Source organism: Pseudomonas sp., assembly GCF_028293835.1.
Classification (GTDB): domain Bacteria; phylum Pseudomonadota; class Gammaproteobacteria; order Pseudomonadales; family Pseudomonadaceae; genus Aquipseudomonas.
The window spans coordinates 39,053-62,536 of record NZ_JAQGNX010000090.1 but is presented as its reverse complement, the minus strand read 5'-3'; the positions used below and the strand labels follow the sequence as shown (position 1 = coordinate 62,536).

At 57.3% G+C, this 23,484-nt stretch carries 27 protein-coding genes; 19 read left to right on the top strand and 8 right to left on the bottom strand.

The genetic code is table 11. The features are described 5' to 3' along the window. The first annotated feature begins 119 nt into the window (after window positions 1–119). Window positions 120–1,730, top strand: a complete 1,611-nt coding sequence (locus JWR17_RS12355; protein WP_299831823.1) for a GMC family oxidoreductase N-terminal domain-containing protein — start codon at window positions 120–122, stop codon at window positions 1,728–1,730. Here JWR17_RS12355 and JWR17_RS12350 read toward each other — a convergent pair. Beyond that, the gene (locus tag JWR17_RS12350; protein ID WP_299831821.1) at window positions 1,708–2,631 is read right to left on the bottom strand and encodes a LysR family transcriptional regulator; all 924 of its coding nucleotides are present in this window, start codon (window positions 2,629–2,631) and stop codon (window positions 1,708–1,710) included. The genes JWR17_RS12355 and JWR17_RS12350 overlap by 23 nt on opposite strands. A gap of 116 nt (window positions 2,632–2,747) precedes the next feature. Here JWR17_RS12350 and JWR17_RS12345 point away from each other — a divergent pair, with 116 nt between their 5' ends. The 6 genes from JWR17_RS12345 (at window position 2,748) to JWR17_RS12320 (ending at window position 7,101) form a co-directional block, all read left to right on the top strand. Continuing rightward, the gene (locus JWR17_RS12345) at window positions 2,748–3,137 is read left to right on the top strand and encodes a tautomerase family protein (RefSeq protein ID WP_299831819.1); all 390 of its coding nucleotides are present in this window, start codon (window positions 2,748–2,750) and stop codon (window positions 3,135–3,137) included. Between the two features lie 179 nt (window positions 3,138–3,316). Next, the gene (locus JWR17_RS12340; RefSeq protein WP_299831817.1) at window positions 3,317–3,646 is read left to right on the top strand and encodes a DUF305 domain-containing protein; all 330 of its coding nucleotides are present in this window, start codon (window positions 3,317–3,319) and stop codon (window positions 3,644–3,646) included. A 193-nt stretch (window positions 3,647–3,839) separates the two neighbouring features. Then, window positions 3,840–4,499 (top strand): class I SAM-dependent methyltransferase, encoded by a 660-nt coding sequence (locus JWR17_RS12335; RefSeq protein WP_299831815.1) that lies wholly within the window; start codon window positions 3,840–3,842, stop codon window positions 4,497–4,499. A 128-nt stretch (window positions 4,500–4,627) separates the two neighbouring features. Then, window positions 4,628–5,761 carry a ribonuclease D gene (gene rnd / locus JWR17_RS12330; protein ID WP_299831813.1) on the top strand — a complete coding sequence of 378 codons (1,134 nt, stop codon included), beginning with the start codon at window positions 4,628–4,630 and terminating at the stop codon, window positions 5,759–5,761. Further along, window positions 5,758–6,051 (top strand): YcgL domain-containing protein, encoded by a 294-nt coding sequence (locus tag JWR17_RS12325; protein ID WP_299831811.1) that lies wholly within the window; start codon window positions 5,758–5,760, stop codon window positions 6,049–6,051. The genes rnd and JWR17_RS12325 overlap by 4 nt, the downstream gene beginning before the upstream one ends. Before the next feature lie 117 nt (window positions 6,052–6,168). Then, the gene (locus tag JWR17_RS12320) at window positions 6,169–7,101 is read left to right on the top strand and encodes a D-2-hydroxyacid dehydrogenase (RefSeq protein WP_299831808.1); all 933 of its coding nucleotides are present in this window, start codon (window positions 6,169–6,171) and stop codon (window positions 7,099–7,101) included. 48 nt (window positions 7,102–7,149) lie between these two features. On the opposite strand, the gene JWR17_RS12315 is transcribed toward JWR17_RS12320, so the two are convergent. Continuing rightward, window positions 7,150–7,743 (bottom strand): nitroreductase family protein, encoded by a 594-nt coding sequence (locus tag JWR17_RS12315; RefSeq protein ID WP_299831805.1) that lies wholly within the window; start codon window positions 7,741–7,743, stop codon window positions 7,150–7,152. A 236-nt stretch (window positions 7,744–7,979) separates the two neighbouring features. Between JWR17_RS12315 and JWR17_RS12310 the strand changes: the two genes are divergently transcribed. Continuing rightward, entirely contained in the window at window positions 7,980–8,429 is a 450-nt protein-coding gene (locus JWR17_RS12310; RefSeq protein WP_299831801.1) for a YcgN family cysteine cluster protein, read from the top strand. Between the two features lie 118 nt (window positions 8,430–8,547). On the opposite strand, the gene JWR17_RS12305 is transcribed toward JWR17_RS12310, so the two are convergent. The 3 genes from JWR17_RS12305 to JWR17_RS12295 form a co-directional block, all read right to left on the bottom strand. Next, window positions 8,548–8,925, bottom strand: a complete 378-nt coding sequence (locus tag JWR17_RS12305) for a DUF2892 domain-containing protein (RefSeq protein WP_299831799.1) — start codon at window positions 8,923–8,925, stop codon at window positions 8,548–8,550. 62 nt (window positions 8,926–8,987) lie between these two features. Beyond that, entirely contained in the window at window positions 8,988–9,491 is a 504-nt protein-coding gene (locus tag JWR17_RS12300) for an RNA methyltransferase (protein ID WP_299831796.1), read from the bottom strand. A 68-nt stretch (window positions 9,492–9,559) separates the two neighbouring features. Beyond that, window positions 9,560–9,934 carry a YajD family HNH nuclease gene (locus JWR17_RS12295; protein ID WP_299831793.1) on the bottom strand — a complete coding sequence of 125 codons (375 nt, stop codon included), beginning with the start codon at window positions 9,932–9,934 and terminating at the stop codon, window positions 9,560–9,562. Window positions 9,935–10,222: 288 nt separating this feature from the next. Here JWR17_RS12295 and JWR17_RS12290 point away from each other — a divergent pair, with 288 nt between their 5' ends. From JWR17_RS12290 to JWR17_RS12280, 3 genes are read left to right on the top strand one after another with little or no spacing between them, the layout of a single operon-like run. Then, a complete protein-coding gene (locus JWR17_RS12290; RefSeq protein WP_299831790.1) occupies window positions 10,223–10,675 on the top strand; it encodes a (2Fe-2S)-binding protein in 453 nt (150 codons plus the stop codon). 10 nt (window positions 10,676–10,685) lie between these two features. Further along, a complete protein-coding gene (locus JWR17_RS12285; RefSeq protein WP_299831787.1) occupies window positions 10,686–12,878 on the top strand; it encodes a molybdopterin cofactor-binding domain-containing protein in 2,193 nt (730 codons plus the stop codon). A 9-nt stretch (window positions 12,879–12,887) separates the two neighbouring features. Continuing rightward, a complete protein-coding gene (locus JWR17_RS12280) occupies window positions 12,888–14,111 on the top strand; it encodes a cytochrome c (RefSeq protein ID WP_299831784.1) in 1,224 nt (407 codons plus the stop codon). A gap of 19 nt (window positions 14,112–14,130) precedes the next feature. On the opposite strand, the gene JWR17_RS12275 is transcribed toward JWR17_RS12280, so the two are convergent. Beyond that, window positions 14,131–14,817 carry an MnmC family methyltransferase gene (locus JWR17_RS12275; RefSeq protein ID WP_299831781.1) on the bottom strand — a complete coding sequence of 229 codons (687 nt, stop codon included), beginning with the start codon at window positions 14,815–14,817 and terminating at the stop codon, window positions 14,131–14,133. Window positions 14,818–14,914: 97 nt separating this feature from the next. Here JWR17_RS12275 and JWR17_RS12270 point away from each other — a divergent pair, with 97 nt between their 5' ends. Next, window positions 14,915–15,190 carry a hypothetical protein gene (locus JWR17_RS12270; protein WP_299831779.1) on the top strand — a complete coding sequence of 92 codons (276 nt, stop codon included), beginning with the start codon at window positions 14,915–14,917 and terminating at the stop codon, window positions 15,188–15,190. 3 nt (window positions 15,191–15,193) lie between these two features. Here the strand turns inward: JWR17_RS12270 and JWR17_RS12265 are convergent, their stop codons facing one another. Together JWR17_RS12265 and JWR17_RS12260 are read right to left on the bottom strand one after the other, a co-directional pair. Then, the gene (locus JWR17_RS12265; protein WP_299831776.1) at window positions 15,194–15,667 is read right to left on the bottom strand and encodes a cyclic nucleotide-binding domain-containing protein; all 474 of its coding nucleotides are present in this window, start codon (window positions 15,665–15,667) and stop codon (window positions 15,194–15,196) included. Between the two features lie 86 nt (window positions 15,668–15,753). Beyond that, window positions 15,754–17,811, bottom strand: a complete 2,058-nt coding sequence (locus tag JWR17_RS12260) for a S9 family peptidase (RefSeq protein WP_299831773.1) — start codon at window positions 17,809–17,811, stop codon at window positions 15,754–15,756. Between the two features lie 163 nt (window positions 17,812–17,974). Here JWR17_RS12260 and JWR17_RS12255 point away from each other — a divergent pair, with 163 nt between their 5' ends. The 7 genes from JWR17_RS12255 to JWR17_RS12225 all read left to right on the top strand — a co-directional run bounded on the left by JWR17_RS12255 (window position 17,975) and on the right by JWR17_RS12225 (window position 23,426). Continuing rightward, window positions 17,975–18,460, top strand: a complete 486-nt coding sequence (locus JWR17_RS12255) for an MFS transporter (RefSeq protein ID WP_299831770.1) — start codon at window positions 17,975–17,977, stop codon at window positions 18,458–18,460. A 75-nt stretch (window positions 18,461–18,535) separates the two neighbouring features. Next, complete coding sequence (locus JWR17_RS12250) at window positions 18,536–19,309, top strand: class II glutamine amidotransferase (protein WP_299831767.1); 774 nt, start codon at window positions 18,536–18,538, stop codon at window positions 19,307–19,309. Between the two features lie 13 nt (window positions 19,310–19,322). After that, window positions 19,323–19,847: a DUF2937 family protein gene (locus JWR17_RS12245; RefSeq protein WP_299831764.1), complete on the top strand. Its 525-nt coding sequence runs from the start codon at window positions 19,323–19,325 to the stop codon at window positions 19,845–19,847. Between the two features lie 130 nt (window positions 19,848–19,977). Next, window positions 19,978–20,730, top strand: a complete 753-nt coding sequence (locus JWR17_RS12240) for a 5-oxoprolinase subunit PxpA (protein ID WP_299831761.1) — start codon at window positions 19,978–19,980, stop codon at window positions 20,728–20,730. Next, on the top strand, window positions 20,727–21,431 hold the full coding sequence (gene pxpB, locus JWR17_RS12235) for a 5-oxoprolinase subunit PxpB (RefSeq protein ID WP_299831758.1): 705 nt from the start codon (window positions 20,727–20,729) through the stop codon (window positions 21,429–21,431). Before JWR17_RS12240 ends, pxpB begins: the two co-directional genes overlap by 4 nt. Continuing rightward, complete coding sequence (locus JWR17_RS12230; protein ID WP_299831755.1) at window positions 21,428–22,345, top strand: biotin-dependent carboxyltransferase family protein; 918 nt, start codon at window positions 21,428–21,430, stop codon at window positions 22,343–22,345. Before pxpB ends, JWR17_RS12230 begins: the two co-directional genes overlap by 4 nt. Before the next feature lie 397 nt (window positions 22,346–22,742). Then, complete coding sequence (locus JWR17_RS12225) at window positions 22,743–23,426, top strand: hypothetical protein (RefSeq protein WP_299831752.1); 684 nt, start codon at window positions 22,743–22,745, stop codon at window positions 23,424–23,426. Window positions 23,427–23,484 lie beyond the last annotated feature (58 nt).

Here is a 23,484-nt window from a genome sequence, read left to right as displayed (position 1 = left end):
CGCTGAACCACGTCGATAAATAAGGCCGCTGTACGGCAACGTGCAGCGGCCTTTCTTTTTCTTCCAAAACACCTTATAGCTTGGCGCTGATAACAATAAAAAAGATCAGCGAGGGATTCATGCAAGCCACGGCTGAGCTCTACGATTACGTGATTGTCGGTGCCGGGCCTGCTGGTTGTTTATTGGCCAATCGACTGTCAAAAAACCCTGGGCATCGAGTGCTGCTGCTCGAAGCCGGCGGACAAGACAATTACCACTGGATTCATATTCCGGTGGGCTATCTCTACTGCATCGGCAATCCACGGACTGACTGGTGTTTCAAAACCGATGCCGAGCCCGGTCTCAACGGGCGGTCGCTGAATTACCCGCGAGGCCGAGTGCTGGGCGGTAGTTCGTCGATCAACGGCATGATCTACATGCGCGGCCAGGCCGGTGATTACGACGCGTGGGCGGCCCAGGGCAATAGCGGTTGGGACTGGGACCATGTGTTGCCAATGTTCAAGCGCTCGGAAAACCACTACGCCGGTAATTCGGACATGCACAGCGCTGACGGCGAATGGCGGGTGGAACAACAGCGTTTGTCATGGGGCATTTTGGACGCTTTTCGCGACGCTGCTGCCGAGGCTGGAATCGCCTCCGTCGAGGATTTCAACGGCGGCGACAATGAAGGCTGCAGCTACTTTCAGGTCAACCAACGGCGGGGCGTGCGCTGGAATGCCTCGAAAGCGTTTTTACGACCGATTGTGCAGCGCAAAAACCTGACGGTGCTGACCGGGGTTGAGGCGTCGCGGATTGAATTGGAAAACGGTCGAGCCAGCGCCGTGGTCGCGCAGGTGGGTGGGCGTGAGGAGCATTTCCGTGCACGCCGGGAAATTCTGTTGTCGTGTGGCTCCATTGGTTCGCCAGCGCTATTGCAACGCTCGGGAATAGGGCCCCGACCGTTGCTGGAAAAACTAGGCATCGGCGTACGCCATGAGTTGCCAGGCGTGGGCAGCAACCTGCAGGACCATTTGCAGTTGCGCTTGATTTATAAAATCGGCAACGGAAAAACCCTTAATCAATTGGTCGGCAGCCTGTGGGGCAAGATGAACATGGGCCTGCGCTATGCAATCAATCGCAGTGGCCCGTTGGCCATGGCCCCGAGTCAATTGGGCGCTTTTGCCCGTTCCGGGCCGGAACAGCAATCGGCAAACCTTCAATACCACGTGCAGCCGCTTTCCCTGGAGCGTTTCGGTGAACCGCTGCATTCCTTTGCGGCGTTCACGGCATCGGTGTGCAACCTCCGTCCACAGAGTCGCGGCACGGTGGAAATTCGTTCTGCCCGCCTGGAAGATGCACCGTCGATTCGGCCAAACTACCTGAGTAATGACGAGGACCTGAGGATCGCAGCCGACGCCATTCGCCTGACCCGCCGCATTGCCGCCGCCCCGGCATTGGCCCGTTTTGAGCCCGTTGAGTATTTGCCCGGTGTGAGCCTGCAAACCGAGGACGAGTTACGTCAAGCCGCACGCAGTATCGGCACCACGATTTTCCATCCCGTCGGCACCTGCAAAATGGGCCAGGGCATTGACGCGGTGGTGGATGAGCGCCTGCGGGTACACGGCATTGCAGGCTTGCGGGTGGTAGACGCCTCGATCATGCCCAACATCGTCTCAGGCAACACCTGCTCGCCGACACTGATGATTGCCGAAAAAGCGGCTGAAATGATCATTGCCGATGCAGGGATTTAGCCTCGGAATAATTAACAAACCCATCAACCACGGTTTGCGTCAGGATGTCCAATGCGCGTTTCAGGTTGCCCATTTGGTTTGGGTGTACCAGCCATATGTCGAGGCTCAGGGCGAAATCGTTGACCTCAACCACCGTCAATTCCTCAAACGACCGGCTTTGGCGCAGTACATCCCGGGGAATCAAGCCCAAACCCAACCCGGCAGCCACCATTTTCAGCTGCATCTCCGTGCCGTGGGTATCGACGCTCAGGCGAATGGTTTTGCCGGTATCGCCGATGGCACGCTCCAGCGCTGCCCGGTAACCACAGCCCTCAGGGTTCAAAATCCACGGCTGGCTGGCAAGGGCTTCCACATCGGAATGCCTGGCAATCAACGGCGAGTGCTTGCTTTGCACCACCAGCACCTCAAGGGTCGTTATAAATTGCCCGGTAATACCTTCAGGCAGCCGGCTAGGTGAAGCCAGCATCAGCGTCGCGGCATCAAGGTTTCCGTTAACGATCTGCTGCTCAAGCCCAGAACTCCGCCCAGTGTGCAGTTGCACTTCCAGCTCCGGGAACTGCGCTTTCATCTTCATGACCACATCGAACAACACCACGTCCGCCACCACTTGTGTAAACCCCAAACGAAATGGCCCGCTGGGCGCAGCGCCTTCCCGTGGCACGTCCAGCAAATACTCGGCGTCACGCAGCAACACAATTGCATGTTGATAAATGCGCTGGGCCAACGCAGTCGCTTTGGGTGGGCGGCTGGTGCGATCAAACAGATTGGCGTCGAGGGACTCTTCAAGGTGCTGAATTCTGCGCGACACCGCCGACTGCGTCAGGCACAGCGCCTGAGCCGCACGTGTCAGCGAATTGTGATCGATCACTGCAACAAACGCTTTCAGGTCTTCGAATAGCATGCGTAATTCTCATGTTTATCGAAATAATTATGCGCTTGTGGAGAGCCGCCGGCGAGACTAGATTGAGTTCAGCAACCAAACACCTCTTTTTCTGCCCATGATCTGAAGGTCCCACCATGCCATTAGTCCGAATTGATTTAGCAGCAGACACCACGCCTGAAGTCGTCAAAGCGATCGGCGATGTCATCTACGACGCGATGACCCAGACTGCCAACGTCCCTGAGGACGACAAGTTTCAGATCGTCAATCGGCACGCGGGTGATGAGCTGGTCTACCCGGCCGCCGGTTATCTGGGTGTGACCTATACCTCGAAAATCGTTTTCATTCAGGTGACCTGGAGCACCGGACGCACGATCGAGGTTAAAAAAGCCTTTTACAAAGCCGTTGCAGACGGTATCCACGGGAAAACCGGAATTCGCAAAGAAGACGTCTGGATCAGCCTGGTCGAGGTCAACCGCGAAGACTGGTCCTTCGGTGGTGGTGAAATGCAGTACGCGCCTAAGTAAAGAGCGACCGCTGCGCGGCTTCCCGAACAAGTTCGGTCCTACCGAGACCTCCGTAAAGCGCCGAATTGGATCAGTACAGCCATCCGGTGGAAGCGAACTTGTTGGCGAATCCTATTGACCTTCCCATGATGGCAAGCTTTAGCCTTCGACTCACATTCGTTGGCTATTCCGGGGTGATCATGAACACATCTAAACTCTTCGCGCTGATCCTGCTTGGTTGCGTGTCCGGCCCGTTATTGGCGGCAGACATGAGCCCGATGCAGCACGAGTACATGACGTCGATGGGCCACATGCAAGGCTCCATGCAGGGCTCCATGATGGAAACCAATCCGGATATTGCGTTCGCCAAGGGAATGCTCGCCCACCATCAGGGCGCCGTCGAGATGGCCAGGATTCAGTTGAAGTATGGTAAAGACCCGGAAATGCGGACCCTGGCTGAGAACGTCATCAAGTCCCAAGGCCCGGAAATCCAGCAAATGCAGGCCTGGCTTGCCGCGCATCCTAAGTAACCACAATTTATGCAGGGAAACGTCGGGATGTTTTCTTACAGAAAAAGACTACATCTGGACATTTTTCTGTTCTTTTTTCACAAAAAATTGATGTAAAGCTGATTAAGGTTTGTCACTTCGGGAAGTTTTCTGGGTCTGCCGCGTTACGGCAAGGTATTACTTCATTAAGTGGTTATTTTATAAGCAGAGTGTCATGCCGAACGTTAACGCTCTACGCTCTGGCCCTGACGGCGACAAGCCTGTGCGACCTTATGGTTTTTCCGGACGGTTGGCCCATTGGCGTGACGAGCAGTTGGCCCGTCAGGCGTTAAAAATTGCGGGCGAGCCAGGGCTGGTACTTGATTTGCCCAGTGGTGCCGGTCGTTTCTGGGCAGTATTGACCGAACACAGCAATCGCGTCGTGCTGGCCGCTGATCTGTCACCAGAGATGCTAGCCATCGGCGAGGCGGCTTTTCCTGCTGAAAAGTTGAAGCGGATCAAAACCTTTCAAACCTCACCGCTCTCCATTGAGCTGTCTGCCAATGCGGTGGACTGCATTTTCTGCATGCGGCTGTTTCACCATGTCGCTGACCCTGATCATCGTGCGGCCATCCTGCACGAATTCCATCGCGTCACCCGTGATACGGCAATCATTGCATTGTGGGTAGACGGCAACATCAAATCGTGGCGACGCAAACGCCTGGAGCGGGCGCGAGCGACGATTGAACCTGATGTGTTGAGGATGAATCGCTTTGTAGTAAGCCGTACGCAAATAGAAAGTGAGTTTGCCGCGGCAGGCTTTCAAATCCTGGGTCACCATGATGTATTGCCTGGCTACGCCATGTGGCGGGTTTACGTGTTGCAAAAAGCCTAAGGCTTAATCCGATGACCGGTCTGTTTTTAGCCGGTGTATCGCAGGAAGTTGCTCAAGACTTGCAGTGCGGATGCGCGGTAATCAGTGATGCGATATATACTGCGCGCCATTCTTCAAGGGAGAGCCGTGTGGCCATCGATATTCATTGGATTCGCGACGACGACAGCCTTGCCCAACATTGCGTCGAGTGGCAGGCTTTGCCGTTCGTCGCCCTCGATACCGAGTTCATGCGGGTCGACACCTTTTATCCTATCGCCGCATTGTTGCAGATTGGAGACGGCGCTCGTGCCTATCTGATCGATCCGTTGCTGATCAATGACTGGACACCCCTGTCCGCGCTGCTGGAAAACCCCGACGTCATCAAAGTGGTCCATGCGTGCAGCGAAGACCTTGAAGTACTGCTGCGTTTGACCGGCAGCCTGCCAGCGCCATTATTCGATACACAACTGGCCGCTGCGTACCTGAACCTCGGTTTCTCCATGGGCTATTCGCGCCTGGTCCAGGAAGTACTGGGCATCGAGTTGCCCAAAGGCGAAACGCGCTCCGATTGGTTGCAGCGTCCGCTCTCGGAAACTCAAATCAGTTATGCCGCTGAGGATGCCGTACACCTGGCAGAGGTTTACGCGATTCTTCAGCCGAAGTTGTCCGCGGACAAACACGCCTGGTTGCTTGATGACGGTGCTGAACTGGTCGCTAACCTGCGCCGTGAAACAGACCCGTACGATCTGTACCGTGATGCCAAGCTGGCGTGGAAATTATCCCGCGCTCAGTTGGCGGTACTGCGCGAGTTGTGTGCCTGGCGTGAGCGTGAGGCCCGCGCCCGCAACCTGCCGCGTAACCGCGTAGTCCGCGAACACTCACTTTGGCCGTTGGCCAGGACCCAGCCGGACAACCTGTCCGCGCTGGCGAAAATCGAAGACATTCACCCTAAAACCGTGCGTCAGGACGGTGAATTTTTGATCGAGCTGATCAAGACCGCTGCCAGCCTGCCGCCGGAACAGTGGCCTGCCGCATTGCCCGAGCCGCTGCCAATCGAAGCGTCCAACGTCTTGAAGACCTTGCGCACAATTGGCCAGCAACACGCCGAGCAGTTGGACATGGCCCCTGAACTGATGCTGCGTAAAAAGACCCTTGAAGCCCTGCTGAAAAGCGGCTACCCCAACGGCCCCTATCAATTACCAGAGTCGCTGCGTGGCTGGCGCCGCGAACTGATGGGCCAGGCGCTACTTGACTGCCTGGCCGCTGCTGGAGAACAGCTTTGAAACGTATTTGCTCAATTTATAAAAGCCCGCGTAAAAACGAGATGTACCTGTATGTGCTCAAAAGCGATGCGCTGAAAAAAGTGCCAGCAGATTTGCTGATGGCTTTCGGGCCGCCGATGCACACCTTCGACCTGGTGCTCAGCCCCGAGCGCAAGCTGTCCCGCGAGGACATCGATCAAGTGCTCGCCAACCTCGACAAGCAGGGTTATCACCTGCAAATGCCCCCGGCAGAAGACGAATACATCGAGCACTTGCCGGAAGAGTTGCTGCGCCGCAACGACCCACTGTAGATGGCGCTGGACCAGGGCGCCGGACCACCGCGCGCATCTGACGTTTATTGAGTGCGCATAGCGACGGGGCAAACCCTTGTCGACGGGTGCATGTTTTGTTTTTAAAGGTTTTGAACCATGCGCGTTCTGATTGCTGAACACGATTACCCGCTTTACACCCAATTGCTTGGCCAGTGGGCACCCGATATTGAAGTGATGAGCACCGGCGATGGCGCCGAATTGTCTCGGCTGGCGGCCGAGTGCCCAGTCTGGCTGGGTGCGCCAGACCTGCTGGCGACCTTGCTGCGCCAGGGCCACACGCCACAATGGCTGCAATCGACCTGGGCCGGTATCACGCCTTTACTGGCTGAAGGTCTTCCCAGGGAATACCGGCTGACTCGGGCTGTCGGCATTTTCGGCCAAGTGATGGCTGAATTCGTGCTGACCTACATGCTCGGTCATGAGCGCGAAGTGCTGGCGCGCTTGGTTAGCCAGGTGGAACGTAAGTGGGACAGCCGCTTGAGTCACAGCCTGGCAGGGCGCAAGGCATTGATCGTCGGCGCGGGTGATATCGGCCTGAGCGTGGCGCAGTTTCTGCTGCCATTCGGCGTCGAGGTGTACGGCATCGCTTCCACACCGCGTGTTCAGGCGCCCTTCATTGAAGTGGGCGGTCTGGCTGATCTGGAGCGTCTGGTGGGCGAAGTGGATTACGTGATTAACCTGCTGCCTAACACCCCCGAAACCCATGATGTGTACGACGCGAAACTGTTCGCCAAATTCAGGTCGAGTGCACTGTTCATCAACGTCGGACGTGGCGTGGCAGTGGTGGATGCGGATCTGGTAGAAGCGCTCAAGGACGGTCATTTGGCGGGTGCGGTCATCGACGTTTGCCGTCAGGAACCGTTGCCCCAGCGCCACCCCTTCTGGACCGCGTGGGGCTTGCTATTGACCGGACACAGCTCGGCACCGACCTCGCCCGAGGCGATGGTGCGGTTGTTTATCGAAAACGTGCAAGCGTTCGAAGCGGGCGAGGCACTACGCGGCGAAGTGGATTTCACTCGCGGTTACTGAGCATTTGCCAGGGGGATCTGCTCTGAAGCGGAGCAGATCCCGCGTTGATTACAGGCTGAAATCGCCTTCGGCCGCCAGCTCGGACAGTGGGCGACGTGGGCTCGGAGTTTCCCGGGCTTGCAGGTAGTCGGCGAGGGTGGTTTTGTCGCCGAGTTTGCCAATCGCTACCGCTGCATGCAGCGCATAGCCTTCGGGAATCTTTAACTCCTTGCGGGTCAGCTCTTGGTCGAATCCGGCCATGCCGTGTGTGTGCCATCCGCTCAGGCTGGCTTGCAGGGCCAGGTGGCCCCATGCCGAACCGGTGTCGAAGGTATGCCATAAGGCCGGACCTTCTTCCGTAGCGCCTGGCGGGGTAAAGGTAGTTTTTGACATGACGATCACCAGCGCTGATGCGTGCTGTGCCCAGCCACGGTTGAATTCGTTCAGCAGGCCAAGGAAACGTTCCCAGTTCGGGGTGTCGCGGCGGGCATACAGAAAGCGCCACGGTTGCGAGTTGTAAGCAGAAGGTGCCCAGCGCGCGGCTTCAAAAAAGCTCAGCAGGGTTTCTTGGCTGATGGCTTCGCCGGTGAACGCGCGGGGCGACCAACGCTCGGTAAATTGTGGGTCAATCGGGTAGTCGGCGACGCGGGAATTAACGCTCATATACATCCTGACAGGCTAGTGGTCGAAGGAATATCCAGCAGTCTGGAACCGGCCCTGCTGGCGCCTACGAGATGGGCCGTGGCCGGCAGGCATCGTCGAAATGGACCCACAAAGTTACGTTGCCGCCGCTCATATAACAAGTACCGTATTACCGACAGTCGCAACCGCTTGGCCCAAACCCCAAGTGCCACTAGACTGGCGGCCTTTTCACTCTCTAACGCTGATTGCCCAAATCCATGGCCGCTAAAGTCGAACCCTTCTGGAAACGCAAAACCCTCGAACAGCTCGATCAGGACGAGTGGGAGTCGCTGTGCGATGGCTGTGGCCTGTGTTGCCTGCAAAAGCTTGAGGATGAAGACGATAACAGCGTCTATTACACGCGCATCGCCTGTAAGTTGCTGGACCTGAAAACCTGCCAGTGCACCGATTACAGCAACCGCCGAGCCACTGTCCCCGATTGTATTCAGCTAACCCCTGGCCAGGCTGATCAGTTCAAATGGCTGCCACCGACCTGCGGTTACCGCCTGGTCAGTGAAGGCAAAGACCTGCCGCTTTGGCACCATTTGGTGTGCGGCGATCGCGATGCGGTCCATCAGGCTCGCATTTCTCAGTCCGGGCGCATGCTCAGCGAAGACAGCGTGTCGGAAGATGATTGGGAAGAGCACCTGATCTTTCGTGCTGGCTGACCCTTGCCCACGGTTTTGCGGTGCGCAGTCTTGTTGGCGATGCAGTTGGGAGCGCGGTCTATCTGGAATACCGCAGTGCCGCCCTCGCCAACAAGTTGGCTCCTACAGAGGATCGAATCTAGATATCTGAAACCGGGCTTTTCACCGAGTCATTACCCGTGACCGTCGCGGTTTCGGTGGCGGCTTCGGCTTTGGTTTTCAGCTGACCCAACTCCGCGCCCGCGCGTTCGATGCGTGAACGTGCCTGGGTCATTTGGTCGCGGCTTTTCTCGATCAGGTTTTTCGCACCGCAGTACCCGGTGATCCCCCGCGCCAACACTGCGCCGCCAATCGCCAGCTCAATCAAACCGAAAAAGCCACCACGGCGCAGGCCTTTACCCACCATCAGAATGCCGCCCGCCAGGGAGCCGGCACGCTCCATGCCATGGACGTTCTGTTTCGGGTGGCTCTGAAAAGGGGTGGTGTCAATGCGTTCAACGACTGGGATATCGCTCATGTTCGTTCTCCATGATCAGATGAATAAGTTCACTTAAGCTGACTGCCCGAGTACAAAACTGTTCAATCGGAAATACCGTCACTGGTCGCTAGTCGGGTTCCGAATTTTGGTCCTGAGCGAGTGTTGTTGCCCTTTGCCAGGCGGTCGTACAACACCACGGCGACCGTCGCAGCCAGGTTCATGCAGCCGTTAGTGGGAATGTAGACCACGTCCTCGCACCAGTCGCGGATGCTTTTATCCAGCGAGCCGTCTTCCGGGCCGAAGATATACATCGCGCGGTCAGGGTGGGTGTATTCAGGCAGCGAACGCGCGCCTTCTACCAACTCCACAGCCACGGGAACGCAGCCCAGAGGAAGGATTTTTTTCAGGTCATCAATGCCGATCAGCGGAATGTCCTGGTGGACCTTCTTGGTGTCGGTGATGAAGTCGCGGGCGCGCTCGTAGCGGGTCCCGGTGTAAAACACCGACGCCACGCCATAGCAGCCAGCTGCACGCATCACCGAGCCTACGTTCTCCGGTGACTTGGGGTTGTATAAACCAATGCAGCTGTACCGTTGATTTGCCACGTGCCGGTGCTCTTGAAGGAAAGCCGGCGATTATACGGCAGATCGGGGAGGGAGCAGCGTACCGCTATCTACTCATCTTTTTTCATCAAGCCCGCCAACGCCGCAAACGGGTTATGGGTGGCCTTGGCTATTTTCGGACTGCTGGTCGAGCCTTCGGCAAAATACTGCTGATCGGTGTAGCGGGAGTGCTCGTTGTCATGGCAGAACAGGCACAACAGCTCCCAGTTAGAGCCATCCTGCGGGTTGTTGTCGTGGTTGTGATCGCGGTGATGCACGGTCAATTCGCTCAAGCGTTTGCCAGCGAATTCCCGGGTACAACGGCCGCAGATGTGGGGGTACATCTTCAGCGCCTTGTCGCGGTAACCCATCTCACGGTCACGCTGGTTGTCGGCCAGAATGCGGTCCAGTTTGGCGGTGTGGGAGGGTGGGTTTGCCGTGCTCATGGTGTCACCTGTTCAAGTGTGCACATGCGTGCATGTTCAGTAATGGGAACAAGTCTAGCGCTTTGCGGCGTGATCGGCCTTTCAGATTTGTAATAGGCCGTGCGCAGGGCCTGGCAAAAGTATCGCCACTGCGAATGAGAAATATTCTTTCTCGTAATCAGGCCGTCTGGGGGTGAACAAATGCTCGTTCGGGCTCATAAGGAGGGATTTTTGATCTTATATGTCCGTGGGATTGTGGCAATCTAGAGCATTGAGTCGGCTTGGCTCACGCAGTCGGTAGAGGTCGCCATGCAAACGCTTATGATCAACGGGCAGTCCCATGAAGTGGACGTGCCCGAGCAAATGCCGTTGCTGTGGGTTTTACGTGATGTGCTGGGGATGACCGGCACCAAATACGGTTGCGGGATCGCCCAATGTGGCGTTTGCACGGTGCACCTTGATGGTCGGGCGGTGCGTTCCTGTGTGTTGCCGGTGAGCGCCGCCGTCGGCCACGCGGTCACCACCATCGAGGGCGTTGAGCTGATACCCGTCGGCCAGGAAGTACAGAAAGCCTGGCTGGAACACGAAGTGGTGCAGTGCGGTTATTGTCAGTCCGGGCAGATCATGTCGGCAGTGGCCTTGTTGCAAACCAATCCCCACGCCAATGACGAACAGATTGTTACCGCCATGGCGGGCAATCTTTGCCGTTGCGCCACCTATACGCGAATTCTCGCCGCCGTCAAAAGCGTCAGCCAAGCCTGAGGGATCGATCATGTCTAATGTAAATCGACCTGTATCGACAGTGTCGCGTCGTGGTTTGCTCAAAGGTGGCGCGTTATCCCTGGGCGGCCTTGTTATCAGTACTTGGTTGCCACCATTAATGGCGCGCAGTGCCGCCGGTCAAGCCACTGATGCTGCACGTTTGGGCGACAATGCCGGCAAAGGCTACGGCGCTTTCGTACGTGTGGGGCACGACGGCCGGGTGACGGTTATTTCGCCAAAAATCGAAATGGGTCAAGGCATTCATACCGGCATCTCGATGATGGTGGCGGAAGAGCTTGAGGTCGGTCTGGACAAAATTGACCTGAAGGAAGCGCCGCCCGACGCTGCGTTGTACACCGACACGATTTTGCAGTTTCAGGCCACGGGTGGTTCGTCGTCCACGCGCTACACGTGGGATCCGTTGCGCCGAGCCGGAGCCAGCGCGCGTATTTTGCTGGTGCAGGCTGCTGCCATTCGCTGGAACGTAGCGCCAAGCCTGTGCCACGCCGAGAACGGTCGGGTTATCGGCCCGAACGGCCAGACCGCAGAGTATGGCGACTTGGTCGACGCTGCGTCGGAGCTGCCGTTGCCGCAGAACGTGCCGCTCAAGGCGGTTGCCGACTTCAAGTTATTGGGCACTGCTACGCAACGCATCGACACCCCCGACAAGGTCAACGGCAAGGCGCTGTTCACCATTGACCTGCAAATTCCGGACATGTCCATCGCTTCAACCCTGACCTGTCCGGTATTCGGCGGCACCCTGCGCAGCGTCGACGACAGCGCTGCGCGAAAAGTATCGGGCGTTCGAGACGTGATCCGCCTGAGCAACGCGGTTGCAGTGATTGCCAGCAATTTCTGGGCTTGTCAGCAGGGCCTTAAGGCGCTGGTGATCGAATGGGACATGGGCGAAAACGCCAAGCTCGATTCGGCCCAGTTGGACAAACTGTTGCTTGATGCCAGTTCCAGGGATGGCGCCGTTGCCAAGCGCACCGGTGATATTGAAGCCACGTTCAAGACTGCAGCGCATCAGTTCGAAGCGGTTTACGAACAACCGTTTCTATCCCATTCGCCGTTGGAACCCATGACCTGTGTCGCCCATGTGCGAGCCGACGCCTGTGAGCTGTGGGTCGGTTGCCAGGCGCCGGGTTTTGCCCAGGCTGGTGCTGCGAAAGTGTGTGGCATGCCGCTGGAAAAAATAGTTATCCACAACCAGTTGATCGGCGGTGCGTTTGGCCGTCGACTGGAGTCGGACTTCATCTTTCAGGCGGTGGATATCGCTCGCCAAGTGAGCTACCCGATCAAATTGATCTGGAGCCGCGAAGAGGACATGACCCATGACCGTTACCGTCCGCACTACGTCGACCGGCTCAACGCCGCGCTGGACGCCAATTTACGACCGATTGGCTGGGAACACCGGATTGCCGGGGCCTCAGTGGTTGCCGCCTATATAGGGCAACTGCCCGCCAGTGGCGTCGACGGCGACGCGGTGGAAGTCGCCATCGATCCGGTGTACGAACTGCCTCACTTGCAAGTGCGCTACATCCGCGAAGACCCGAAAACCATTCCGGTTTCCTGGTGGCGGGGTGTCGGCCCCCTGCGAAGCACCTACGCCGTGGAATGCTTTATCGACGAACTGGCGCACAACGCCAAGGCCGATCCAGTCGATTACCGTATGGCGTTAATGCAAGGACAGCCGCGTGCACAGGCGGTGCTCAAGCGTGTGGCTGAGCTCTCCGATTGGAAGACGCCGCTGCCAGCCGGGCAGGGACGTGGAGTGGCGGTCAGTGCGGTGTTTGGCAGTTTCATTGCCACTGTCGTGGAGCTGGAAATGCACGGCGAAAAGGGGGTTCGTATCAAGCGCCTGACGTCGGTGATTGATTGCGGCCTTATCACCAATCCCACTTCGGTCTCGGCGCAAGTGGAAGGCGGCACGTTGTTTGGTCTGTCGGCAGCCTTGTTCAACGAAATCCTCATCGACAAGGGGCAGGTGCTGCAGAGCAATTTTAACCAATATCGGCAGATTCGCATGAGTGACGCACCGCCGGTGCAGGTGCATTTGATGCACAGTCTTGAAAGCCCGGGCGGTGTGGGTGAAACCGGTGTCGTGCCGGCTGCACCGGCGTTGATGAACGCATTGCACGCCGCGTCGCAGGTACGTGTTCGACGCGTGCCGTTGAGCCGCGCCGGCTATTTCACCGTCTGAGGAGCTGTCATGAACCTATTTAAATACGCCCTCGGCTTTATTGCGACGGGGCTGGCATTGTCGGCCAATGCTGCCGACTCTGAGTTAGTCAGCAAAGGTGAATACCTGACCCGCGCGGCCGATTGCGTGGCCTGCCACATCGTGCCAGGCGGCAAACCCTTTGCGGGCGGGCTGGGCTTCAAGCTGCCATTCGGCACCCTGTACTCGCCAAACATCACCCCTGACAAAGAAACCGGGATTGGTAATTGGACCGACGACGATTTTGTCAGCGCCTTACAAAAGGGTGTCGGCAAAGACGGCAAGCACTACTACCCGGCTTTCCCTTACACCTCTTACACGCTGATGCCCCGCGAAGACATTCTGGCAATCAAGGCTTACTTGTTCAGCCTCGCGCCTGTTCAGCAAAAGCCCCAGGAAAACGACCTGTCGTTTCCGTTCAACCAGCGCTGGGGAATGTTTTTCTGGAATCTGGTGTTCAATGCCAACGACCGTTTTGCGCCAGATCCCAAGCAATCGGCGGAGTGGAATCGCGGCGCTTATCTGGTCCAGGGACCGGGGCATTGTGGCGAATGCCACTCACCGCGCAACCTGTTCCAGGCGGTCAGCAGCAGCCATTCGTTGGCGGGCAATCTGCTGGGCAACTGGCAGGCCTATAACATCAGTTCTGACGTGAAACACGGTATTGGTGCCTGGCCAAACGAGGCGTTGATCAGCTACATGGCGCAAGGCTACGCGCCTGGTTATGGCGGTGCGGGTGGACCCATGGCGGATGTGGTCCAGCACAGCTTGCAATTCCTTGATCCGGCAGATTTGAAAGCGATCGCGGTCTACTTGAAAACCACCACCGCCAGAGCCGAGGGCGTGTCGCGTCCAGCGATTGCCGTCAATGCGGCATCCATGGACAGCAGTTATGCGTTGGGCCAGAAGGTTTTTGGTGACGCGTGCTCTGCTTGCCACCAGTTGGACGGAACCGGAAACCAAACGCCACTCGCGACCCTTGCAGGGCTGAAAGCCGTGAACGACCCAGCGGGCACCAATCTGGTTGCAACGCTGCTGATCGGGCACAACCTTCCCAAAGCAGGGCCTGACCAACGCATGCCGGACTTCGCTCGGGCTTACAGCGATATCGAGTTAGCCGCAGTGAGCACGTTTGTACTGCGTCGCTTCGGGCAAAACGACCCGCTGGTCAAACCGGAAGATGTAGCGAAAAGCAGAGAAGGCGCGTGGCATTGATTTAGCAGGACGCATGGCTCTAGCCTTTGAGCTTTTCCGCAATCCAGATGGTGTGCCGGGTGCCTTTGTTGCCGTGGGCAAAGACTTGAACTTCTTCGGCCTTGAAACCGGCTTTGCGCAGCTTGTCGGAGAACTTTGAATCCGCACTGGCCGACCACACGGCGAGGATACCTTTAGGGCGTAGCGCATGTGCACACGCGTTCAAACCACCCGATGAATACAACCAGCTGTTAGCCTTTTGCGTCAGGCCTTCAGGGCCGTTGTCAACGTCGAGCATAATCGCGTCGAAGCCGTGGGGCTCGCTCTTGAGTACCTGCGCAACGTCTTCAATCACGATCTTTGCCCGGGGGTCGAGCAGGGGATTGCCAGCTTTCTCACCCAACGGCCCACGATTCCACTCCACCACACCCGGCACCAATTCGGCGACCACTACCTCGGCATTCTTGCCCAAATGTTTAAGCGCGGAGGCGAGGGTGAAGCCCATGCCCAGACCGCCGATCAACACCCTTGGAAGCACACGGTGCGTGACTTTTTTGCACGGGATCTCGGCCAGTGCGTCCTCGGAGCCATGCATCCGCGTGTTCATCAACTGGCCACCATCGCCACCTTGAATTTTGATCACAAAATCTTCGCCGTACTCGAACAGGCACAAGGCACCGCCGTTATCGGGAATCGGAGTGGTGTCGAGGAGAACGAAACGTTTCATGGAAAACTCATTGAAGGGTGATTTTTCAGAAGGCAACTTTGTCGTGCAAGGAGTAGCCTGAGCCGGACTAAAATTCGCCTGGCATTGGAGGCCATTGATGAAGCGCTCTATTCTAACGGCGATTGTCTTGATGACGCTCTCGGTAACTGCCGTTCGTGCAGACAATCTGCAAATTGTTCCCAGCACAGGGGAGCCCGGTACTGCAACGCCGACGCCCTACCCGCAAGTATCACCGCCAAGCATTCCGCGTACCGGGGGGAACGAAGGCAACCCGCCACTGCTGCCGAAAATAGACATACCAGGCCCGCCCAAGGATCAGCCACTGCCTGGCCTACAAAACGACCAGCCGGGCAGCCCGCCGAAAAACCCGTAGCGATTAAACTTGCTGCGAAAGTAATTGCCCATCGACCATGCGCAGCCGTCGGGATAACGCGACGGCAATCGCGCGAATGATTTTCGCCGCGATCTTCGGTGCGTCATTCAGCATCTTGTCCAGCGAGTCTTTGCCCAGGTTCAGCAAATGACAATGGGTGGCAGCGATGCAACTGGCGGAGCGACGTTCGCCATCCAGTACCGCCATTTCACCAAACGCCCGACCCTTGCGTAAGGTCGCGATCTCTACCGGTTGCTCGTCGCTGTTGAGCTTACGCACCGACACCGTGCCCGAGTTAATGATGCACATGAAGCTGCCAGCATCTCCTTCCTGGAAAATCGCTTTGCCCTGTTCCACCGTCGTGATGCTGAAATAACCGGCAACGGCAGTGAAGTCGGCCGGCAGCAGGGCGTTGAACAAACCACTGTCCATCAGCAAGTCGCGGATTTCATTGTTCAAGGAATTCGTATCTGACATGGCTTTGGCAGTCTTGTTTTTTGATGAGGGTCAGAGAGAGTCTGCTATCCAGACCCTCTAGTAAGGCTCGAAATGAACGAGCTCCGTCAACTCAGTTGCAGCACTTTGAAAATGAACGCGTATTCAAGTGCCACATCGCGCAGGCCTTGATAGCGCCCGCTCATGCCGCCGTGCCCGGCGCCCAGTTCCGTCTTCAACAGCAGCAGGTTGTCGTCAGTTTTGGTGGCGCGCAATTTTGCCACCCACTTGGCCGCTTCCCAATACTGCACTCGGCTGTCGTTATAGCCGGCGATCACCAAGGTTGCCGGATACGACTGAGCAACCACGTTTTCGTACGGCGCATACCCTTTGATGCGCTCGTAGACCTCCGCTTCCTGCGGGTTACCCCATTCGTCGTATTCAGTAACAGTCAGTGGCAGGTCGGGATCAAGCATCGTGTTCAGCACGTCGACAAACGGTACTTCGGCAATGGCCGCCTTGAACAGCTCAGGACGTTGATTAAGGACGGCCCCGATCAGCAAGCCGCCCGCGCTGCCGCCACTGATGACCAACTGCTCGGCACGGGTCAGGCCGTTGCTGATCAGATGTTCGGCGCAGGCAATAAAGTCGCTGAAGGTGTTTTGTTTGTGTTCCTGCTTGCCGTCGCGGTACCAGGCTTCGCCCAGTTCGCCGCCGCCACGCACGTGAGCAATGGCGAAAGCGACACCGCGGTTCAGCAAACTCAAGCGCGCATGGGAAAACCAGGGGTCGAGGCTTTCGCCGTAAGCGCCATAGCCGTAGAGGTACAGCGGCGTTGCGCTGCCGAGCAGTTCGCGTTTGACCACCAGGCTGATGGGCACTTGCGTACCGTCGGCTGCGGTTGCCCACAGACGCTGACTGACGTAGGCGTCGGCGTCGAACGGGCCGAGCACCGGAGTTTCTTTGAGCACCGTCTGCTCGCCGTTGGCCAAGGTCAATTGGCGCACTTGCGACGGCCGATTCAGCGACTGGTAACGCAGGCGGATCTTGTCGCTGTCGAATTCCAGCGAGTCCTGAACGTGCAAGCTATACGCCGCGTCGGGCAATTGCACCCGATAAGCGGGCTGGCCTTGGGGGTGCACTTCGATGATTGGCAAACCGCCTTCGCGCAGGCTTAAGGTCATGCCTTTGGCATTCAGGCTAATGCCTTCGAGCATGACGCTTTCGCTGTGGGCGATGAGGCTTTTCCAGTCGTCCCGGGACGGCACGCCGCTGATTTTTTCCGCGGCTTGATACAGTGCGAAGTTAATGCCGTCCTGGTTGCTGCGGATCAGCCACGTCCAGACGCCATCGACTTTGCCATGGTCTGGAGAGTAGTCATGACCTTCGACCCTTGGTGCCAGGCAGATGAAGGCTTGGTCGGGCTTCGCAGCGTCCAGTACCCAGGCTTCGCTGGTGGTTTTGCTGTTGAGCGACAACACCAATTGCCGTTCCGAACTGCTGCGGTAGCAATGCAGGAAAAAGCGCCCGTCCGGCTCGTTGAACACCAGGTCTGCCGAGTCGTTACCCAGCCGGTGGCGGTACAACTTGTGCGGGCGATGGGTCTCGTCCAGTTCGCCGAAGAACAGCGTCTGGCTATCGTTGGCCCAGGTCATGCTGCCGTCGCAGTCCTCGAACGGCAAGCTAGTCACTGCGCCCGTGGTCAGCTCTTTGACGTACAGCTGATAAACCTCTTCGCCGCTGGTATCAAGGCTGTAAGCGAGGCGTTGCTGATCCGGGCTGATGCTGAATGTGCCCAGGGAGAAAAAGCCACCGGCGGCCAGCACGTTGGGGTCCAGCAGCAGCTCCTGGTTCAAATCGTCGATTTTCAGCGAATCATCAGCTGGCCGTGGGCAGCGGTAATGCCTGGCGTATTCATCGCCCTCGGTGGTGCGGGTGTAATAAAGAAAAGGGCCCCAGGGCGAGGGCAGCGACAGGTCTGTTTCAAGAATGCGGGCCTTGATCTCCTGAAACAGCGTTTCCCGCAGTCCGTCTTGATCCGCCAGATGCGCTTGCTGGTAATCGTTCTCGGCCCTGAGGTAGTCGAGCACCTCCTGGGTGTCGCGGTTTTGTAGCCAGGCATAAGGGTCAGAGCCAGCGTCCTGGCGGGCGATCGGTGCGATGGGGTGATTGACGGGTGATGACATACGGAACTCTCTATAAGAACGATCGACCCTGGAACGACCTTGAAAGGACAGGGCTTGGCCGGAATTTACCCTGCGATGACAGTCGATTACTGACGTCGGGGAAGCCGGGCTAACGAAAAGCCGTTATCATAAGCGCCTCTTCGCCTGGCTTACCACGAACGTCATGAACGAGAACGACTACCTGATCGCTTGGGGCGTTTACGCTTTCGCTGCAATCGGCTGCCTTTGGGTAGCATTCAAGCTCACCGGCTGGATGTGGCGCTGGCTGCGCGAACCACTGCGGGTACTGGTTGCGGTGCTGTTGTTCAGCCCTACCATCATCGACCCGGTGAAAGAGCAATTCGCTCCCGCTGTGGCGATCACGGCATTGGACCTGGCCTTCAAGGTCGGCACCAATGTCTGGCGCGCAGTGTCGGATCTGGCCATGTACGCGATGATCGCGGCGGGCTTATACCTGATTTTTGTGTTGATCCGCTGGCCCATCGAAAAGCGTCGCAAGGCCAATCAGCCGTCGACCGCTGCCGAACACGTCGCTGCCGAGCCGGTCGACGACGAACCTTATGCAGCCGTTGACGACAATCGTTACGGTCGCAAACCTACTCCACCCCCTGGCGCCAGCAGCCGGGTACGGGTTGAGCCGCGCCTGTAGGCATCGCTTCGTTGGCACCGCGCCTGATTGTTCAGGCGCTCCCCGCAGTGCTGAACGGTTTGAAGCGAGATAAGCATGTGTGAACTCTTGGGCATGAGTGCCAACGTACCGACCGATATCGTGTTCAGCTTTACCGGGCTGATGCAGCGCGGTGGGCGCACCGGGCCGCATCGAGACGGCTGGGGCATCGCTTTTTATGAGGGCCGCGGCTTGCGTCTGTTTCAGGACCCTGCCGCGAGCAGCGAATCACAGGTTGCGTTATTGGTGCAGCGTTATCCGATCAAAAGCGAAGTGGTGATTGGCCACATTCGTCAGGCCAATGTGGGCAAAGTCTGCTTGTCTAACACTCATCCTTTTGCCCGCGAGTTGTGGGGCCGCAATTGGTGCTTTGCACACAACGGCCAGTTGGCGGACTTCAACCCCAGAGCGACCTTTTACCGTCCAGTGGGCGATACCGACAGCGAAGCGGCGTTCTGCGACTTGCTGAATCGGGTCCGTGAAGCGTTTCCAGAACCGATGGAAATCGAGCAGCTGCTGCCAGCACTGGTGGAAGCCTGTGCTGAATACCGCAACAGAGGCGTGTTCAATTGCCTGCTCAGCGACGGTGATTGGTTGTTTTGTTTTTGTTCCACCAAGCTGGCGCACATTACCCGCCGCGCGCCTTTCGGCCCGGCGCGGTTAAAAGACGTCGATGTGATTGTCGACTTTCAGGCTGAAACTACGGCGAACGACGTGGTCACAGTTATTGCTACTGAACCACTGACCGAGAACGAAACCTGGACGCGATATGAGCCAGGCGAGTGGAATTTATGGCGTCGCGGCGAGTGCGTGGCCCACGGCAAAGCCTGAAGGGGAAGGACCTATGCTGCGAAGCTATCTGCGATTGGTGCTGTTTACGGCGGGCTTGTTGATTGGGGTGCAGATCCCGGGCTTCATCAGTGATTACAGCAAGCGTGTCGAAGCGCATTTGATCGAGGCGCAACAGGGCCTCAATGGCTATAAAAACACGGCTCAGCAGTTTTTCAACGGCGACTTGCAAGCGTTAGTCGCTCACTACCGTGCCAGCGAAGACCCGGTGTTTCGCAGCGATGCGGACAGCCTCAACCAACTGTTGATGCGCAACCGGGCGCTGGATCAGGAATGGCAGGCAATGCAGGGCCCATGGTATGCCCGGGCCTGGCATGTAGCGACCGCCGCTAACCCGGACATTCGTCAGGAAACGCTTAACGGCTACACCTACCAAGTGTTGTTAGTCCCGGAAGTCATTGCCTGGGGCATCGTTTGCGCCTTGCTGCTGGCGCTGGTGGTGGAAAGCATCTTTCTGCTGATCGGTTGGGTCATCTTCGGCGGCCGCCGCAGAGCGCCGGTGTTGGAACGGGATCGGTAGGCGACACCGGACCCTGGGTAAACCGTATTGTCCGCCTCGCCAACACGTTGGCGAAGGCCGAATGTGATTTCTGGAAGCATCCACCCATGATGCAGTCCCCTGAAACTTCAACGCACGCAGGAGATTTCCTTTGGGCCGCCTGTTATTGAATTGCGACATAGGTGAAAGCTACGGCGCCTGGACCATGGGTCTGGATGCCGAGGTCATGCCGTTTATCGACTGCGCCAACATTGCCTGCGGCTTTCATGCCGGTGACCCCAGTGTCATGCGTAAAACCGTGAGCCTGGCGTTAGCCCATGACGTGATGATCGGCGCGCACCCGGCCTACCCGGATTTGGTGGGTTTCGGACGACGGTCAATGGCGTGCAGCGCAGCTGAGCTTGAAGACCTGCTGCATTATCAGATTGGTGCCCTGGACGGCATTTGCCGGGCGCAGGGCAGCCGTGTGCGCTACGTCAAACCCCACGGTGCGATGTACAACGACATGATGGCCAAACCCGAACAACTGCGCACCGTAATCCAGGCCATCGCCCGCTATGACCCGCAACTTCCGCTGATGCTGCTGTCCACCCGAGATAACAGCGCTGCGCAGGCACTGGGCGCTGAGTTCGGAGTGCAACTGTGGTTCGAAACGTTCGCCGACCGCGCCTACGATGGCGCGGGCCATCTGGTTTCACGGCAATTACCCGGCGCGGTTCATCATGATCCGGAAACAATTATTGCCCAGGCACTGACCCTGGCACGCGGCGAATCGCTGGTGGCTTCTGACGGCAGCGACCTGCTGTTAACCACCGATACCTTGTGCGTGCATGGCGACAACGCCAGTTCAGTGGCTGCTGTTCAGCGCATTCGGCATGCATTGGGTGAGCAGCCAGCGCCATGAAAGTGCGCATTGAAGTGGTGGCCATCGACTGCCTGATGGTGCGGCTGTTCGATGCCATCGACGAAGCCAATATGCCGTGGATGCTGGCCGCCGCGGCCCGTTTGCGCGATCACTTTGCCTGCGGTCTGATTGATCTGGTGCCGTCCTACACCACCTTGATGGTCCATTACGATTTGACGCAGCTGAGCCCCAACCAGGCCCATGAATTGATACACGCAGCGATGATCGATCTTGCGCCCGATTCGCACGCCAACGGCACAAGCCACGTGTTGCCGGTGTGGTACGACGCGACGGTTGGCCCCGAGTTGAGCTTATTGGCGAAACGCAGCGGATTGAGCATTGATCGAGTCATCGCTTGCCACAGTCAGCGTGAGTATCAGGTCTTCGCGCTGGGCTTCGCGCCGGGTTTCGCCTTCATGGGGCTAGTGGAGCAAATCATCGCCGCCCCGCGTTTGAATACTCCCCGTAAACGCGTCGCAGCGGGAAGCGTCGGTATCGCCGAGCGCCAGACCGCCGCTTACCCTGTGGCGTCGCCGGGCGGCTGGAATTTGATCGGTCGCACCCCCAGCAAACTGTTCGACCGCCAGCGTGAGGGTTACAGCTTGATGCAGCCCGGTGACCGCGTGAGCTTTGCAGCCATCGACCGCGCTGAGTTTGTTCGTCTGGGTGGCGACGACACACCTCAGGAGGCACTGACATGAGTGCCTTGTTAGTTGAAGTCAGTACGCCCCTGTGCCTGCTGCAAGATGCCGGACGTTTTGGCGTGCGCCACTTGGGCGTCACCCAGGGCGGGGCGGCGGATTGGGTGTCAATGTCGTGGGCTAACAGGCTTCTGGGTAATCCATTGGACGCGGCGGTCATTGAAGTCACCTTGGGTGGGTTGACCTTGGTCGCTGAGCAGGATTGCTGTCTGGCCTTGGCCGGTGCCGACCTGGGCGCCATGCTCGACAGCCGACCGCTTGAGCCATGGCGCAGTTTTTTCATGGGCAAAGGCCAGCGGTTGCGCTTCACCCAGCCAATCCTGGGTGCGCGTGCCTATCTTGCGGCGCCGGGTGGTTTTGATGCGCTAGCGGCGTTGGGCAGTCGCTCTACCGTGGTCCGTGAAGAACTTGGCGGGCTTGATGGGCTGGGCAAACCCTTGGCTCAGGGCGACACGCTGAGTTATTCCGGATTGGCGTTTGTCCTCCATGGGTTATCCGATCAGCAGATTCCCGATTTCAGCCTGGATACTCCGTTGGATGTAGTGCTGGGTGCGCAAATAGGTCAGTTCAGCGGGTTAAGCCTGTTCGATGCGTTCAACTGCGACTGGACCCTGGACGCCCGCGCCGACCGCATGGGTATTCGCTTGTTGGGGCCGGAGCTGAGTTATATGGGCGCGCCGATGATTTCCGAAGGCATTCCGTTAGGCGCCATCCAAATCCCCCCGGACGGTCAACCCATCGTCCTGCTCAACGACCGGCAAACCATCGGCGGCTATCCCCGGCTAGGTGCCCTGACACCGCTGTCCCTGGCCAGACTGGCCCAATGCCTGCCCGGTAGCGTCATTCGTTTGAAGCCGATACTGCAAACCACCGCGCATCAGCAGCATGTGCGCTACCTGCAAAACTTTTGTTGACACCTCAATCTCCCACTGAGCAACGCATAACTCGCTGAAATAATTAACGTGTAGGACCGGGCTTGCTAGCCATGGATCGCGAAGCGGTCCCACAAATGCCGAACCGAGTTCTAGCAGAAGGAATGCGTTCATTGGATTACGACTGCTGCGCAGCCGATCGCGAGCAAGTCGGCTCCTACAGGTACAGATGAGCTTTTGTTATCTTCCTTAACGCAAAAATGCAGTATGCGTACCTATAAATATACGACCATCATTTAAGTTTCTCCAAAGATAATGCCACTTTGGTCGTAGGTTAAATCCTACATCTTGCTCAGATATTTCCTTCCTCAGTATCAGGTCATATTTTTCAGCGGCTGGCCGTTAAATTACTTGACACTTTTGTCAGCGAGGAATGGACATGAATATTAGTCAGTCATTGCACGTCACGTTTTCAGTTGCGCCGACAGATAAAATTAATGCGAGTCAAATTAAGGAGAGCGTAGAGGTGATGGATCAGACGGACGCCGCCGGATCGCATCTGAACAAGTCCAAGCCCGACGTCATCTATTCTCCTGCTGATCTAGCGGCGCTTGTGGGGACCACTCGGGCTGACGGCTGTGTTTATGTCGAGCCGTGGGGAGATAAGGAGATTGCTGAGTTTAGTAGGATGCGAGGGCTAGAGGCGTATGCAGCCACTAGGTTAAAGGACATGAATGAGCTGTTTAACAATTTTAAGCAGTCATTATTCAGTGATTTTCCAGACGGCGCGGATAAAGTCTCCGGTTTTACAATGTCTGGGTCAGGAGCCATGCAAATAACGTGCGCTTCAAATTCTTTTGATGCGATGACGACGAAAATGCTAAATGAACGTTTAAATTCAATTCCAGGATTGGGCGTTTTAATGCTTCAGCATTCATCTGTGGTCTTGGAATGGGCTAAACTGCTGAAAGAGAAACAGGGTGAGGTTGTTGAATTAACCTTGAGCGATTTAGCGGGAGCTATAGATTATGGTTCCATTTTTTCTGACCCGGGTGGTAATGAAGAGTGGTCCAGCTCATGGAAGTCGCAGGTTTATAAACACTTTGGAGCGGCAGCTTCGTGAACTAATGGGTGAAGGGCCGAGCATGAAAGTGGAGGGTGCTCGGCCTGACATGCTTTTA